The 14,999-nt window shown below is 60.1% G+C and carries 11 protein-coding genes; all 11 read left to right on the top strand.

Going from position 1 to position 14,999, the window contains the following annotated elements; translation table 11 throughout:
* The first annotated feature begins 28 nt into the window (after nucleotides 1-28).
* Nucleotides 29-667 (top strand): CbrC family protein, encoded by a 639-nt coding sequence (locus tag K3G63_RS03660; RefSeq protein WP_220612726.1) that lies wholly within the window; start codon nucleotides 29-31, stop codon nucleotides 665-667.
* 34 nt (nucleotides 668-701) lie between these two features.
* On the top strand, nucleotides 702-1,820 hold the full coding sequence (locus K3G63_RS03655) for a VWA domain-containing protein (protein WP_220612725.1): 1,119 nt from the start codon (nucleotides 702-704) through the stop codon (nucleotides 1,818-1,820).
* A gap of 27 nt (nucleotides 1,821-1,847) precedes the next feature.
* Nucleotides 1,848-2,249 (top strand): hypothetical protein, encoded by a 402-nt coding sequence (locus K3G63_RS03650; protein WP_220612724.1) that lies wholly within the window; start codon nucleotides 1,848-1,850, stop codon nucleotides 2,247-2,249.
* Between the two features lie 277 nt (nucleotides 2,250-2,526).
* Nucleotides 2,527-3,480 carry a UTP--glucose-1-phosphate uridylyltransferase gene (locus K3G63_RS03645; protein WP_259404247.1) on the top strand — a complete coding sequence of 318 codons (954 nt, stop codon included), beginning with the start codon at nucleotides 2,527-2,529 and terminating at the stop codon, nucleotides 3,478-3,480.
* Nucleotides 3,481-3,689: 209 nt separating this feature from the next.
* A complete protein-coding gene (locus K3G63_RS03640; protein ID WP_220612723.1) occupies nucleotides 3,690-7,025 on the top strand; it encodes a UTP--glucose-1-phosphate uridylyltransferase in 3,336 nt (1,111 codons plus the stop codon).
* Nucleotides 7,026-7,189: 164 nt separating this feature from the next.
* Nucleotides 7,190-7,867 carry a response regulator transcription factor gene (locus K3G63_RS03635; RefSeq protein ID WP_110979406.1) on the top strand — a complete coding sequence of 226 codons (678 nt, stop codon included), beginning with the start codon at nucleotides 7,190-7,192 and terminating at the stop codon, nucleotides 7,865-7,867.
* A gap of 194 nt (nucleotides 7,868-8,061) precedes the next feature.
* Nucleotides 8,062-9,429: a HAMP domain-containing sensor histidine kinase gene (locus K3G63_RS03630; protein WP_220612722.1), complete on the top strand. Its 1,368-nt coding sequence runs from the start codon at nucleotides 8,062-8,064 to the stop codon at nucleotides 9,427-9,429.
* A gap of 123 nt (nucleotides 9,430-9,552) precedes the next feature.
* Entirely contained in the window at nucleotides 9,553-9,828 is a 276-nt protein-coding gene (locus tag K3G63_RS03625; RefSeq protein ID WP_220612721.1) for a hypothetical protein, read from the top strand.
* Nucleotides 9,829-9,879: 51 nt separating this feature from the next.
* A complete protein-coding gene (locus K3G63_RS03620) occupies nucleotides 9,880-10,209 on the top strand; it encodes a four-helix bundle copper-binding protein (protein ID WP_220612720.1) in 330 nt (109 codons plus the stop codon).
* Nucleotides 10,210-10,318: 109 nt separating this feature from the next.
* Nucleotides 10,319-11,467: an efflux RND transporter periplasmic adaptor subunit gene (locus K3G63_RS03615; RefSeq protein WP_220612719.1), complete on the top strand. Its 1,149-nt coding sequence runs from the start codon at nucleotides 10,319-10,321 to the stop codon at nucleotides 11,465-11,467.
* A gap of 259 nt (nucleotides 11,468-11,726) precedes the next feature.
* The gene (locus tag K3G63_RS03610) at nucleotides 11,727-14,894 is read left to right on the top strand and encodes an efflux RND transporter permease subunit (protein ID WP_220612718.1); all 3,168 of its coding nucleotides are present in this window, start codon (nucleotides 11,727-11,729) and stop codon (nucleotides 14,892-14,894) included.
* Nucleotides 14,895-14,999: the final 105 nt, after the last annotated feature.

Genomic DNA, 14,999 nt, shown 5'->3' with positions numbered 1-14,999 from the left:
CTCGGCAAGCTCGACATGACGGTCTTTTATGAATATGTTCTACAATGGCTGCATGTACGCCCAGCCTGTATATTGGCAACCCAAGGCCTATTTTGCGTTGTACCTCTTATTGAACATGCCCGCCAGCAGCCCATTACCGCACTTTACGTTCAACCCCAACGCCTACACCCTGAGGCTTTTCGAGCAGAAGGACATTGTCTGTGAATGCTGCAGTAAGCCGCGCCCGTACAGCTATGCCGGGCCAATCTATTGCGTGGCCGATGTGAACGACCTGTGCCCGTGGTGCATTGCCGACGGCAGCGCGGCCGCGAAGTGGGAAGCTGAGTTTCAGGATTGGGCTTCCGTGGAAGGCAATTCGCCCGATCCGGCCGAAGCATCGGCTCCTATCAACGCCGCCTCCCTGGAGGAAGTAGTGTCCCGCTCGCCCGGCTACAACTCCTGGCAGCAGGGCGTCTGGCTGACGCATTGCCAGGATATGTGCGTGTTCCTGGGCTACGTGGGCGGCGAGGATATCCGCCCGCTGCTCCCGGAACTACGCCCCGATTTGCAGGATTGGCCCGATGAGGAGTTTTTGCTCCGGCGCCTGTCGGCTGATGGCGGCCTGACCGGGTACTTGTTTCAGTGCCGCCACTGCGAGCAGCACCGGCTCCATATTGATTGTGATTAACGTAGTTTTCGGCTTCCCATTCCTACCCCCTGCTGTGTCTTCAACCTCTGCTGCCCGCTGGAAACTGGTGCTTGGCTCCTCCGCCGACGCCGCTAATGAAATTGCCCTGTCGCCGGATTACGGCCGCATGGATGAAGTGCTGACCCAGCTCTACGACAATAACGGCGAGCGAAAAGCCGGCCTGGGCGGCTCGGCCCCCAAGGTCAGCCGCTGGCTCGGCGACATTCGCACCTACTTCCCCTCTTCGGTGGTGGCTGTGATGCAGCAAGACGCCATGGACCGGCTAGGCCTGCACCAGCTGCTACTGGAGCCCGAAGTGCTGCGCACCGTGCAGGCCGACGTGCACCTGGTGGGCACGCTCATGTCCCTGAGTCGGGTGATGCCCCAGAAGGTGAAACACACGGCCCGCGAGGTGGTGCTGAAGGTAGTGCGCGAGTTGGAGCAGAAGCTGGCTAACCCGCTACGGCAGGCCGTGCAGGGCGCCCTGAGCCGGGCCGTGCGCAACCCCCGCCCTCGCTACCACGAAATCAACTGGGGCGCTACCATTCGGGCCAACCTCAAGCACTACCAGCCCGAGTACAAAACAGTGGTACCGGAAAAGCTCATCGGCTACGGGCGGCGCGGGCAGGCGCTTAAGGAAATTGTGCTCTGCGTGGACCAGAGCGGCTCTATGGCCTCCTCGGTGGTGTATGCCGGGGTATTCGGGGCGGTGCTGGCCTCCATCAAGGCCGTAAAAACCCACATGGTGGTGTTCGATACGGCCGTGGTCAACCTCTCGGAGGACCTGCAGGACCCGGTAGACCTGTTATTCGGGGTGCAGCTGGGGGGCGGCACCGACATCAACCTGGCCCTCACCTACTGCCAGCAACTCATCACCCGCCCCACCGATACCATCCTAGTACTCATCAGCGACTTATACGAGGGCGGTAATGAGCGGGAGATGATAAAGCGGGCCGCAGCCCTGAAAGCAGCCGGCGTAACCGTAGTGGCCCTGCTCGCCCTCGCCGACGACGGCGCCCCCTCCTTCGATAGGCGCGTGGCTGAGCAGTTCGCCGCCCTGGGCATCCCGAGCTTCGCCTGCACCCCAGCCCAGTTCCCGCAGCTCATGGCCGCCGCCATTCAGGGCCAGGAATTGAAAGCTGCGCCATTGTAGCGCAGCTGAACTAGAACTAGTTGCGCTATGTGCGAAATAGCTATCAATGTAGGCCTGCTGCAAGAATACTCCGAAGTTGATATTTCGGGTACTGCGGCCGGATTCGTCAAGCTAGCTGGTCGTTTAGTTAAAAATTCAACAGGTATATTCTCGCTCACGCTTAAGCGTAATGCGTACTTCCCGGTGACAATAAGCGAGGTATCATTGGAGCTAGTTGACCAATCGGAGGGCTTAATAGATGCGCAGATACACGGAACGGAGCTGAAGATTTCAGGAGACTCGCGGGCATTCCAGAAGTTGGCCGCTTTTTTAGAAAGCCTATCCTGCGTGCCTCCTGGTGGGCACTTTCACCTGGATTGGTTTAGCGACGAAGACCTGCTAGCGCCAACGACCTCTACGATGTCCTTCATCTTTTCAGTAGAAAGATAAGCTCGACTAGTACCGGAAAAATGATGCCGAAGCCCGGCAAACTACCGGTAACGATTTCGGTAGAATTTCTCTACTACCGGCACTAGCCTAACCTTATAAACCACTGTCCTATAGCTTGTAGCAAGCAGAATTGTAGAGCGACAGGTAGCAGCACCCACCCTTTTTTCGGTGTTTCTTTGTGGCTGCTTTTCGCATCGTTTACTGGTGCGTATTCATCCGTATTGCTTTAATCTGGCGCTACCCTATGCGGGGCGCCTTCTGCTTGCTTTTGGCGTTTATGATGAAAATAAAGAAGGCGGTTATTACCGCAGCGGCCCGCGGCGAGCGGCTCTACCCCGTAGCCGATACCATTCAGAAAGCCATGCTGCCGGTGATGGACGTGGATGGTCTGCACAAGCCCGTTATCCAGATTATTGCCGAAGAAGCCCTGAGCAGCGGCATCGAGGAGCTGTGCGTGGTGTGCGCCCCCGGCGACGGACCGCGCTACCTCGAAGCCTTCGGCTCCCTGCGCGACAACCTGCTTAAGTCCTACCAGGGCATCGACTGGGCCCGCGAAGAAGCCGAGAAAATCGACCACCTGCTTAGCCGCCTGCAGTTTGCCGAGCAGCACGAGGCCCGCGGCTACGGCCACGCGGTGTACTGCGCCCGTGAGTTTGTCGGCAACGAGCCGTTCCTGCTCCTGCTCGGCGACTACCTCTACGTTTCTGACGTGCCCCGGCAGCGCTGCGCCGCCCAGCTGCTGGCCCTGGCCGCGCAGGAAGGCTGTTCCGTGTCGGCCGTGAACCCTACCATTGAGCATCAGGTAAGCCGCTACGGCACCATCACGGGCAAGCACCTGGCCGGGCAGATTGGGGTATACCAGATTGATAAAATCATCGAGAAGCCCTCGTTAAGCCTCGCCGAGCTGGAGCTGCAGACACCCGGACTGCGGGCCGGCTACTACCTCTGCTTCTTCGGCATGCACGTACTCACGCCCGCCGTATTCAGCATTCTGCAGCCCCAGATGGAGGCGGGCGGCCCGAACGTGCTGCTCACCCCGGCTCTGCAGGAGCTGGCTACCACCGAGAAATACCTGGCCCTGGAGGTCAAAGGCAACCGCTACGACCTCAGCCGCAAGCAGGGCCTGCTCCGCGCCCAGATTGCCTTGGGCCTGGCCGGCGAAGCCCACGACGAAACCCTCACCACCCTGGTAGAGCTGCTGGCCGAAGCCAACAGCCGCAAAGGGAAGTAAAAGGCTGATAATAAATTGATCTGGAGCAGCAGGTTTGCCCGTCATTCCGAGCTGGTCGAGGAATCTCGCGCGCTGATGTTGAGGTTACCATTGCAACGTCAGCACGCGAGATTCCTCGACCAGCTCGGAATGACGGGCTATGTAAACAACAAGTGCACCTTAGCCTGCTCCTACCGTAGCGCCTACTTTATAAGATCGTACGCATCTGCATGAATGCATTCATAGATACCATCACCTCCCCGGACCCGGCGGCGCGCAACCGCTCGTTTTACGAACTGAGCCGCGGGCTGCCGGCACGGGAGTTGCTGCGCCATTTGCGGGAGCTGGACGAGTTCCGGAAAGCTACCCCCAACCTCTACGACAAGGTGCGGGCCATCTTGTTCCTGTACGCCGGCTTCCGGTTTTTCCTGCAGGAATCCAATGAAATTGCGCCCGTTGGCAAGATTCCCTACGCGGGCTTCGAGGATTTGCTGGGCCGCCGCTTTGAGCACGCCATCAGCACCTTTCTGCGGGAGCTGGACGCGCACGGACCGAATGCCACCCTGTTCAGTGCCCTGGCCGAAAGCTACCACCACCTTTCCTTCCAGATTCTGGCCGACCAGGTGCGCAAGAGCGTGCGCTCCAGCAAGGGCAACCAGTGGATGTTCCGCGTCGGCCACCAGGAAGAGCACCCGATTCGCATTCATCCGCAGCTGCTGCAGCGCCAGGAAGGCAGCCTGTTCTACCCCATCCTACACGAGAGTACCTCCGTGCGCATGGACCTGACGCACAGCGGCTGGTCGGATATTTTCTTCCTGGGCATGGACTACCCCGAAGGCGCGCGGGTAGTCAACCTGTCCATCGACCTGGGCGTATTCGGGCGCGATAAGGAAATTCTGCCACCCCTGCACGCCTACGTGCGCGTGATTCCGGACCCGGTGCTGCGCCTGACCAGCATCGACCTGAACACGACCAAGGACGTGCACGACCTGGCCGACCTGTTCAACTTCGGCAACGACTACCTGAGCCTGGTAAAGGCCGGCGTTATTGCCTCGGGCCTGATTCCGCCCTCCTTTGAAGGTACCAACCAGAGCCTGCCCGATATTCTGGCCCGCATGGTGGCCCCGGGCATGGGCATCGAGCTGGTAACCAAGGTCAACGACATTCCGAAAGGCTCGCGCTTTGCCGTTTCTACGAACCTGCTGGGCTCTATTATCAGCCTGCTGATGCGTGCGACGGGCCAGACCCGGCAGCTTACCGGCGGCCTCGACGAGAGCGAGCGGCGCCTGGTGGCTTCGCGGGCTATTCTGGGCGAGTGGATTGGCGGCTCGGGCGGCGGCTGGCAGGATTCCGGCGGCGTGTGGCCGGGCATCAAGGCCATTCAGGGCACGTTTGCCCAGCCCGGCGACCCTGAGTATGATATCAGTCGGGGCACGCTGCTACCCCGCCACCGGGTGCTGGAGGGTGAGGAAGTGCACCCCGAAATCGGGGAGAAAATCATGAACTCCCTGGTGCTCATGCACGGCGGCATGGCCTCCAACGTGGGACCCATCCTGGAGATGGTAACGGAGAAATACCTGCTCCGCGGCGAGCAGGAATGGGCCGCCCGTCAGCAAACCAACGAGGTATTCGACAACATCCTGGCCGCTATTCGGGAGGGTGATATTCAGAAGCTGGGCGCTAACACGGCCCGCAACTTCGAGGGGCCCATCAAAACCATTATTCCCTGGGCTTCTACCTACTTCACGGAGCAGCTCATTGCCAAGGCGAAGAAGGAGTTCGGGGCCGATTATTACGGCTTCCTGATGCTCGGCGGCATGTCGGGAGGTGGCATGGGCATGTTCGTGAACCCCGCGCGCTACGAAGACTACAAGCTGCGCGTGCTGGAGTTGCTGCGCCAGACCAAACAGGAGCTGTCGGCGGCCCTACCCTTTGCCATGGAGCCGGTGGTCTACAATTGGAGCATCAACCAGCGCGGCTCCTGGGGCAGCCTCCACCAGGGCGCCGAGGCCCTGATGCCGGAGCAGTACTACGCCATTCACGTCTCGCAGCTGGTAAAACAGGAGCCGGAAACCATTTCCTACATCCGGCGGGCCGAAATCGACTTTTTCACGACCTACTGCGAGCAAAACAACCTGGCCTACCCCCTGCTGCGCACCATTGTCAGCAACCTGTTCAAGGTCTCGGACCCCACGGCCCAGGGCAACCGCAGCACGGAAAACGAGAAGGCCGAGCAGATTAAAAAGGAAAACGGCTTCGACTACATTCAGCACGAAGACATCCGGGAGGAGCTGCAGAAGGGCCGCATCGGCCTTTCGCGCAACCGCCTTTCTGCCGAAACCACCATCGAGGACGTGCAGCCCCAGGACATCGTGCAGTTTGAGGCCCTGGCCGACTACGCCGAAACCGGCGCCGCCGCCATCCGGGCGGGCAAGGTGGCTGTGCTGAGCCTGGCCGCGGGGGTAGGCAGCCGCTGGACCAAGGGCGCGGGCGTCATCAAAGCCCTAAACCCCTTCGTGGAAATGGCCGGCGTGCACCGCAGCTTCCTGGAAATTCACCTGGCCAAAACCCGCCGCGTGGCCGAGCAGTACAGGGCGGTCATTCCGCACCTGGTGGCCACCAGCTACCTCACCCACGAGCCTATTCGCAAGCAACTAGCCGCCACCGGCAACTTTGGCTACTTGGGGCCGGTGTACCTCTCGGCGGGCCGCAGCATCGGGCAGCGGTTTGTGCCCACGGAGCGCGATTTGCGCTTTATGTGGGAGGAAATGCCCCAGGAAACCCTCGACGAAAACAAGCAGAAGGTTCGCGACGCGGTGCGGGGTAGCATGATTGCCTGGGCCAAAGGCAAGGGCGAAGGCACCGACTACGTCGACAACATCGCCGCCCAGCGCTTCTCGCCCCTGGGCCACTGGTACGAGGTATCGAACCTGCTACGGAATGGCACCCTGGCCCAGCTCCTGCGCGAGCAGCCCCAGGTGGAAACCATCATGCTCCATAACATCGACACGCTGGGCGCCGACGTGCACGCGGCGGCTCTGGGCTACCACCTGGCCTCGCGCAACGTGCTGACCTTCGAGGTGATACCGCGCCGCATTGAGGACCGCGGAGGCGGACTAGCCCGCGTGAACGGGCAGGTGCGCCTGCTCGAAGGCCTGGCCCAACCCCACGAGGAAGACGAGCTAGGCCTGAGCTACTACAACACCATGACCACCTGGATTCAGGTGGATGCCCTACTCCAACTCTTCGGTCTGACCCGCCAGGATTTGCAACAGGGCGACGAAGCCCAGCTGGCCCGTGCCGTGCGCAGCGTGGCCCAGCGCATCCCTACCTACGTGACCATCAAGGACGTAAAATACCGCTGGGGCCATGGCCAGGAAGACATCTACCCTGTCGCGCAGATTGAAAAGCTCTGGAGTGACATGTCGGCCCTGCCGGACGTGCCTTGCGGCTACCTGGTAGTGCCCCGCAGCCGCGGCCAACAGATGAAGGACCCCGTCCAACTCGATGCTTGGGTCACCGACGGCAGCAAGGACCACGTAGCTTCGCTGGCGCAGTTCGAGTAATTCACTGAGTAAGTGCTTAAAAAGCGTGGGGCTGCTGAAACCGGTAACAGGGATTCAGCAGCCCCACGCTTTTATGCGTAAGATGGGGGTAGCAGTGCGAAGTACTGGGAGCAGCTTTTGGCAGGTTTCCGCTTCGTGCGGCTACCTCTTACCTTGCACCCTGCATGAAAATACTTCTAGTGGAGGACGAGCCCAAGCTGGCCTCCTTCGTGAAAAAAGGCTTTGAGAACGAGGGCTACGAAATTGAAGTGGCCTACGACGGGCGCATGGGTCAGTCTTTGGCTCAACAGCAGCGCTACGATTTGGCCATTCTCGACGTGAACCTGCCCTACGTCAACGGCTTCGAGCTGTGCCGCCTGATTCGGGCCCAGGATGCTCACGTTCCGGTGCTGCTGCTCACCGCCCTCGACAGCCTCGACGATAAGGTAACCGGCTTTGAGGCCGGCGCTGACGACTACCTCGTGAAGCCCTTCGAGTTTAAGGAGCTGCTGCTGCGGGCGCGGGTGCTCACCCGCCGCCACGCTGAGGGGGCAGCCGTGAAGCAGGTACTCCGTATTGCCGACCTGGAGCTTAACCTCGACTCTAAAACCGTAACCCGCGCCGGCCAGCGCATCGACTTAACTACCAAGGAATACGCCCTATTGGAATACCTGCTGCTGAACCGAGGCAAAATTATTTCCCGCGTGGATATTGCCGAGAAGGTCTGGGAGCTCAACTTCGATACCAACACCAACGTCATCGACGTGTACGTGAGCTACCTGCGCAAGAAGCTCGACAAAGGCTACGATACCAAGCTGATTCATACAGTAGTGGGCATGGGGTACGTGCTGCGCGAGGGGTAGGCGGTGGTGAACCTGACAAGTAGTGGAGTGGTGAAATTGCACTCCTCCATCCTGTCATCCTGAGCAGAGCGAAGGACCTCTCCCGAGGATAATTACTACCCATGCGAAGCGGGAGAGGTCCTTCGCTCTGCTCAGGATGACAGACGTTTTATAAACTCGTTATTCACAACTCTACAAATTTACCCTTCACTCGCATGCTCATTCGCAACAAGCTGATACTGCGCTTTACCCTGCTGGTAGTGGGCATTCAGCTGTGCTTTTCCATCTTTATCTACTACTTCCACGCTACCACCCGGGAGCAGCGCTTTATCAACCGCCTGGCCGGAAAGGCCACCATGACGGCTCGCGTGCTGGTGCGGCGCGACAGTCTCAATAACGAGCTGCTGCGTACCATGCACCGCCGCGACCTGTTCACGGTGCCAGGCGAGCAAATCAGCATTTACGGTCCTGGCCAGCACCTGCTCTATACCAGCGCCGACAACCTCAGCCAGAAGCTGAACTCGCAATACCTCAGCCAGATTCAACCTAACCGCCCGGTGCGGTTTACGGATGGCCCCCTTGAAACCGTTGGGCTGTACTATGAGCGCAATGGGCAGCCGTACTGGATTTTTGCTTCGGGCCACGACGATTTTGGGCATCGGCAGCTCGAGAAGCTACGCCTGATTCTGCTGGCGGCCAACCTGGGGGCGCTGGTGCTCATCATTCTGGCCGGCTGGTACTTTGCTGATGAGTCATTGAAGCCCATTTCGCGCGTTATCAGCCAGGTGGAACGCATTACTGCCTCCCGTCTGAGCGCACGGGTAGACGAGGGTAACGGCACCGACGAAATTGCTCAACTGGCCCGCACCTTCAACCAGATGCTGGGCGGCGTGGAGCAGGCCTTTGAGTCGCAAAAAAGCTTTCTGAGCAACGCCTCCCATGAGTTGCGCACGCCCCTGGCCTCGGTGCTGGGCACCTTGGAAACCGCCTACGCCTACGATACGGACCTGACAGAGGCCAAGCGCAGCATCAGTTCGGCTACCGAGGAAATCAAGAAGCTCATTGAGCTGACCAATGGCCTGCTCAGCCTGGCGAAAGTAACCGATGCCTCTCTGCGCCGCGACCCGGTGCGCCTGGATGAGTGCCTGACCCAGGCCATAGCTTCGTGCCAGACCCGCTACCCTACCCGCCACCTACAGCAGCAATTTGGCCTGCTCCCGCCCGAGGTAGAGGATATGTTTATGGTGCACGGCAACGCCCAACTACTCACCACGGCCCTGCTGAACCTGCTGGACAACGCCTGCAAATACTCCCGCGACGGGGTGCAGGTGGAGCTCGGCTATCTGTCCGCGCACACTATTCAGGTGCGCGTAACTGATACCGGCATTGGCATGGAGCCCCACGAGCTGGAGCGCATTTACGAGCCGCTCTACCGGGCCGGCACCGACACCACAGCCCCCGGCTACGGCATTGGCCTGCCCATGACGCGCAAAATTGTGCTCCTGCATGGCGGTAAGATTGAGCTGACTTCTGAGGTAGGAAAAGGCACTACCGCTACCGTGCAGCTACCCGCCGCAGAATAGGAAAGTGATGAAATGGTGAGATGACCATGGTATGGCGAGGCGCGATGCCGTGCCATGCTCCGGCTTAACATCTTCTAATTCCTTTCTCATACGGTTTTAATCTCGCCGGGCCTGTTTTGCGCCATGGCTGGACTACCACCCGTACCTACTGCTGCTTCGCGCAACCGCTTATTACTGGGGTTGCTGCTAGTTACGTTGCTGCTGTCTACGGCCCTGAACCTGTATCTGCTGTTTCAGGGCCCGGAATACCCTGCCGAATACGAGCTGGATGCGCAACTGCCCGAGCTAGTAACCGAAGTAGAGCTCCAGCAGGTGCGCCGCGCGCTGGCTGAATGCCAGGCGGGCCACCCCGTTACTGCCGACACCTTATCTGCCGTTTCTGCCTCCAGTGGCCCCTAACCGGGGCTGCCCAGCCGCTACTAAGCGGCTTTTCTGTTTTCAACCCTTTCCATGCTTCCTCGCCAACAACACGTCCTGAATGCCCTGGCGGCTTGCGCCGCTGCCTGTGATAACTGCGCTGCTTTAGGTTTCGCCGACTTCTCTGCTACCCCCAACCAACTTCGCAGCCTTCAGCTCAGCCGCGACTGCGCCGATTTGTGCCGACTGGCTGCCGCTTTTGTGGCCCGCGAGGCTGAGCACACTATCTACATTCTGCGGGAGTGCGCCGAGCTGTGCCGGGCCTGCGCCAACGAGTGCACGCAGTTTGCCACCGACTACCACCGGGTGTGCACCGAAGCCTGCCGCCGGGGCGAAGATGCCTGCCGCACTGCCTTTGTATAAATATTCCGCTTTTAATCTTTTCTAATCTCAGCCTCACGTCGCTCTAATACCGGCAAGTGAGTTTTGCCGGATAAGCTCTCTACCTGTGTCTTTTCCTCAGCACCTTCCTATGCCTTCTTCCCTCCTGAAACCCTTCTGCTGGCTTCTGCTTCCGCTGGCCTCGGCTGCCCTGGCCGGCTGCGGCGCCACTACCCAGGCCGAAACCACCAAAGCAGAGGCCCCGCCTACCCTACCCATTACCCAACTCACGGCCCGCGACACCATCCTGACCCACGATTACGTGGCCGACATTCAGGCGGTGCAGAACGTGGAAATCCGGGCGCGGCTGGAAGGGTTTCTGGAGCAGATTTACGTGGATGAGGGGCAGGCCGTGCGCAAAGGCCAGCCCTTGTTCCGCATCAATGACACGGAGTACAAAAGCCGCCTGAGTCGCGCCAAAGCGGCCCTGAGCAGCGCCGAGGCCGCCGCCCGGGTAGCTCGCCTGGAACTGGAACGGGTAAAGCTGCTGACTGACAAAAACATCATTTCCAAGACGGAGCTGGAGGTAGCCCAGGCCAAGTACCACGCCGCCCAGGCCGACATTCAGCAGGCCCGCTCCACCGCTGCCAACGCCGCCCTGATGCTATCCTACACCCTGGTGCGCGCCCCGTTTGATGGCGTCATCAACCGGATTCCGCTAAAAATGGGCAGCGTGATTGAGGATGGCACCCTACTTACTACCGTCTCGGACATCGACGAGGTGTTTGCCTACTTCAACGTGTCGGAGGCCGAGTACTTGGAATATGTCAAGAAAAGCAAGCGCGACTCGGCCCGGAGTACCAACGTGGCCCACCTGCTGCTCGCCGATGGCTCCATCTACCCGGTGAAGGGCAAGGTAGAAACCGTGGAAAGCCAGTTCCAGGCCAACACCGGCTCCATTGCCTTCCGGGCCCGCTTCGATAACCCCCAGCAGCTCTTGCGCCACGGGGCCAGCGGCAAGGTGCGCCTGAGTAACACGGTGGAAGATGCCGTGCTGGTACCTCAGAAATCGGTGTTCGAGATTCAGGACAAGAACTACGTGTTCATGGTCGATAAGCAAGGCCGCGTGAAGCAGCACGCCTTCCAGCCCCAAACCCGCCTCTCCGACTTCTACGTGGTGAAAACCGGCCTTCAACCCGGCGACAACATTGTCTACGAAGGCGTCCAAGACCTGCGCGATGGTGCCATCATCAAGCCCCAACCCGTGGCCATGGACGATTTGATTGAAGAAGCGAGGTAGGTGGACGTCTTTATCTAAGCCTAGAAGCTCGGCTTAGAACTAGCTCCCCTCCTCAGATGAGGAGGGGTCGAGGGTGGTTGAAACCCCAGAACGACAATTGAAGCTAATCTCCGCTAGAGATGAGGTGAGCTAGAGCTAAAGACTAGCCATACGGTCATCAACCACCCCCAGCCCCTCCTCATCTGAGGAAGGGAGCTACTTCTAAGCTTAGCCTCAGTCCTTCCCTACCCCTTCCTACCCTCCCGATACCTCCCAACCTATGCTTGCACTCTTCATTCGCCGGCCGGTTCTCTCGCTGGTGATTTCCCTGTTTATCACCTTCCTGGGTGGGCTGGCGTTGTTCTCGCTGCCCATCACCCAGTTCCCGGATATCGTGCCGCCCTCGGTGACGGTAACGGCCCGCTACACCGGCGCCAACGCCGAGGTGTGCGCCAAGGCCGTGGCTACGCCCCTGGAGCGCGCCATCAACGGGGTGCCGGGCATGACCTACATGTCGTCGGTGAGCAGCAACAGCGGCCTGACGGTGATTACCGTGTTTTTCCAGGTAGGCACCGACCCCGACCTGGCGGCCGTGAACGTGCAAAACCGGGTGCAAACCATCATTGATGAGCTGCCGGAAGAGGTTATTCGGGCGGGGGTGAGCACCGAGAAGGAGGTGAACAGCATGCTGCTCTACCTCAACGTGATGAGCGAAGACCCGAAGGTCAGCGAGAAGTTCATCTACAACTTCGCCGACATCAACGTGCTGCAAGAGTTGAAGCGCATTAATGGGGTAGGCTTTGCCGAAATCATGGGTCAGCGCGAGTACTCTATGCGCGTATGGCTGCAGCCCGACCGCATGGTGGCCTACAACGTGTCGGCCGAGGAAGTGGTGGAGGCCATCCGGGCCCAGAACGTGGAGGCCGCGCCGGGTAAATCGGGGGAAAGCTCGGGCCAGGACGCCCAGATGCTGCAGTACGTGCTGCGCTACACCGGCAAGCTCTTCGAGCCCAAGCAGTACGAGGATATTGTACTTCGTGCCAACCCCGATGGCTCGGTGCTGCGCCTCAAGGACGTGGCCCAGGTGAAGTTCGACGTGCTCAGCTACGGCATGGTATCCAAGATTGACGGCAAGCCCTCGGCGGCCATCATGCTCAAGCAGCGCCCGGGCTCCAACGCTTCCGATGTAATCAAGCAGGTGAAGGAGCGTATGGCCGAGCTGAAGCAAACGTCCTTCCCGCCCGGCATGACCTATAACGTGGCCTACGACGTGTCGCGCTTCCTCGATGCCTCCATTCATGAGGTGTTGCGCACGCTGGTAGAGGCCTTCCTGCTAGTGTTCGTGGTGGTGTACCTATTCCTACAGGACTGGCGCTCTACCCTCATTCCGGCCCTGGCGGTGCCGGTGGCCCTCATTGGTACGCTGTTCTTCATGCAGCTGCTGGGCTTCTCCATCAACCTGCTCACGCTGTTTGCGCTGGTGCTGGCCATTGGCATTGTGGTCGATAACGCCATTGTGGTGGTGGAGGCCGTGCACGCCAAAATGCACGAGAAACACCTTTCCGCTATGGACGCTACCCTGGAAGCCATGTCGGAAATTGGGGGCGCCATTGTGGCCATTACCCTGGTGATGTCGGCGGTGTTCGTGCCGGTGTCGTTCATGGAAGGCCCGGTGGGCGTGTTCTACCGCCAGTTCTCGCTCACGCTGGCTATTTCCATCGTCATTTCGGGCGTGAATGCCCTGACGCTGACGCCGGCCCTGTGTGCCCTGCTGCTCAAGCCGGTAGCGCACGGCGAAACCAAAAAGCAAGGGCTGCTGGACCGGTTTTTTGCCGGCTTCAACCGCCGCTACGAGGCCCTGGCTACCCGCTACCAGTGGCTGGTGCGCACGGTGGCTAACCGCCGCATCATCACCATTGGCTTGCTCGTCGGCTTCTGCTTAGCTACCTGGGGCGTGAACTCCATCCTGCCCGCCGGCTTCATCCCGACCGAAGACCAGGGCATGATTTACGTGAACGTGACCACCCCGCCCGGCGCTACCGTGGAGCGCACCGAGAAAGTGCTCGACGAAATCCAGAAGGTAGCGGCCAAGTTGGGCCCGGTGGAATCGGTTTCGACGCTGGCGGGTTACAGCCTGATGAACGAGGTAGCGGGTGCCTCCTACGGCATGGGCATGATTAACCTCAAGGCCTGGGATGCCCGCCAGGAATCGGTAACCGACCTGATTGCTCAACTCAACGAGCAAACCAAGCACATCCACGACGCCGACATTCAGTTCTTCCCACCGCCTACGGTGCCGGGCTTCGGTAACTCCAGCGGCTTCGAGCTGCGCCTACTAGACAAAACCGGCCGCGGCGACCTGCCCGCCACCGCCAAGGTAGCCAACGAATTCATCACAGCCCTCACCAACACCCCGGCCGTGGGCGGGGCCTTCACCGGCTTCGACGCCAGCTTCCCCCAGTACCTCATCCACGTCGATCAGGACCAGGCGGCCAAAAAGGGCGTGACCGTGGACAAGGCCATGAGTACCCTGCAAACCCTGATGGGCTCGTTCTACGCCTCCAACTTCATCCGCTTCGGGCAGATGTACAAGGTGATGGTGCAGGCCGCGCCCGGCTACCGCACCAGCCCCGAGGACGTGCTAAAGATGTACGTAAAAAACGACCGGAACGAGATGGTGCCCTACTCCAGCTTCGTGCGGCTGGAGCGCGTGTACGGCCCCGAGCAGCTCACCCGCTACAACATGTACACCTCGGCCATGCTCAACGGCGACGTGGCCCCCGGTTTCTCGTCGGGCGACGTGATTAAGACCATTGAGGAGGTAGCGGCCAAGGAGCTGCCCCGCGGCTACAGCTACGAGTGGAGCGGCATGACCCGGGAGCAAATTCTGAGCGGCGACCAGGCCATCTACGTGTTTGCCGTGGTGCTTTTGTTCGTGTACCTGCTGCTGGCAGCTCAGTACGAAAGCTTCCTGCTACCCCTGCCGGTTATCCTAAGCCTGCCCACCGGCATCTTCGGCGCCTTCCTGTTCCTGAAGCTGCTGGGCCTGGAAAACAACATCTACGCCCAGGTTTCCTTGGTAATGCTCATTGGTCTGCTGGGCAAAAACGCCATCTTAATCATTGAGTTTGCGGTGCTCAAGCGCAAAGAAGGCCTCTCGGCCCTGGAAGCGGCCGTGCAGGGCGGCTACTCCCGTCTGCGCCCCATCCTGATGACCTCTTTCGCCTTCATTGCCGGCCTGATTCCCCTGACCATTGCTACCGGGGCCGGTGCCCTGGGCAACCGCTCCATCGGCACGGCCGCGGCGGGCGGCATGTTCATCGGCACCCTGTTCGGCGTGATTCTGATTCCGGGCCTCTACGTGCTGTTTTCAGGCCGGGATAAGAAGGAAAAGAAGCGCAAGCAGCTCGCCGAACCCACCGAAACCCTGGAACCCGCCCACGCCTAAAGAACGTGGCTCCCAGGGTTGAAACCCTGGGCTATGGAGTGAAAGCTACCACCCATAACCGCTACGTAGCCCAGGGTTTCAACCCTGGGAACCTGCACGATGCAC

This window comes from Hymenobacter sp. HSC-4F20 (assembly GCF_019599275.1).
Classification (GTDB): Bacteria; Bacteroidota; Bacteroidia; order Cytophagales; family Hymenobacteraceae; genus Hymenobacter.
Note: the sequence above shows the minus strand (reverse complement) of the source record. Positions and strands in the feature narration are given on the sequence as shown.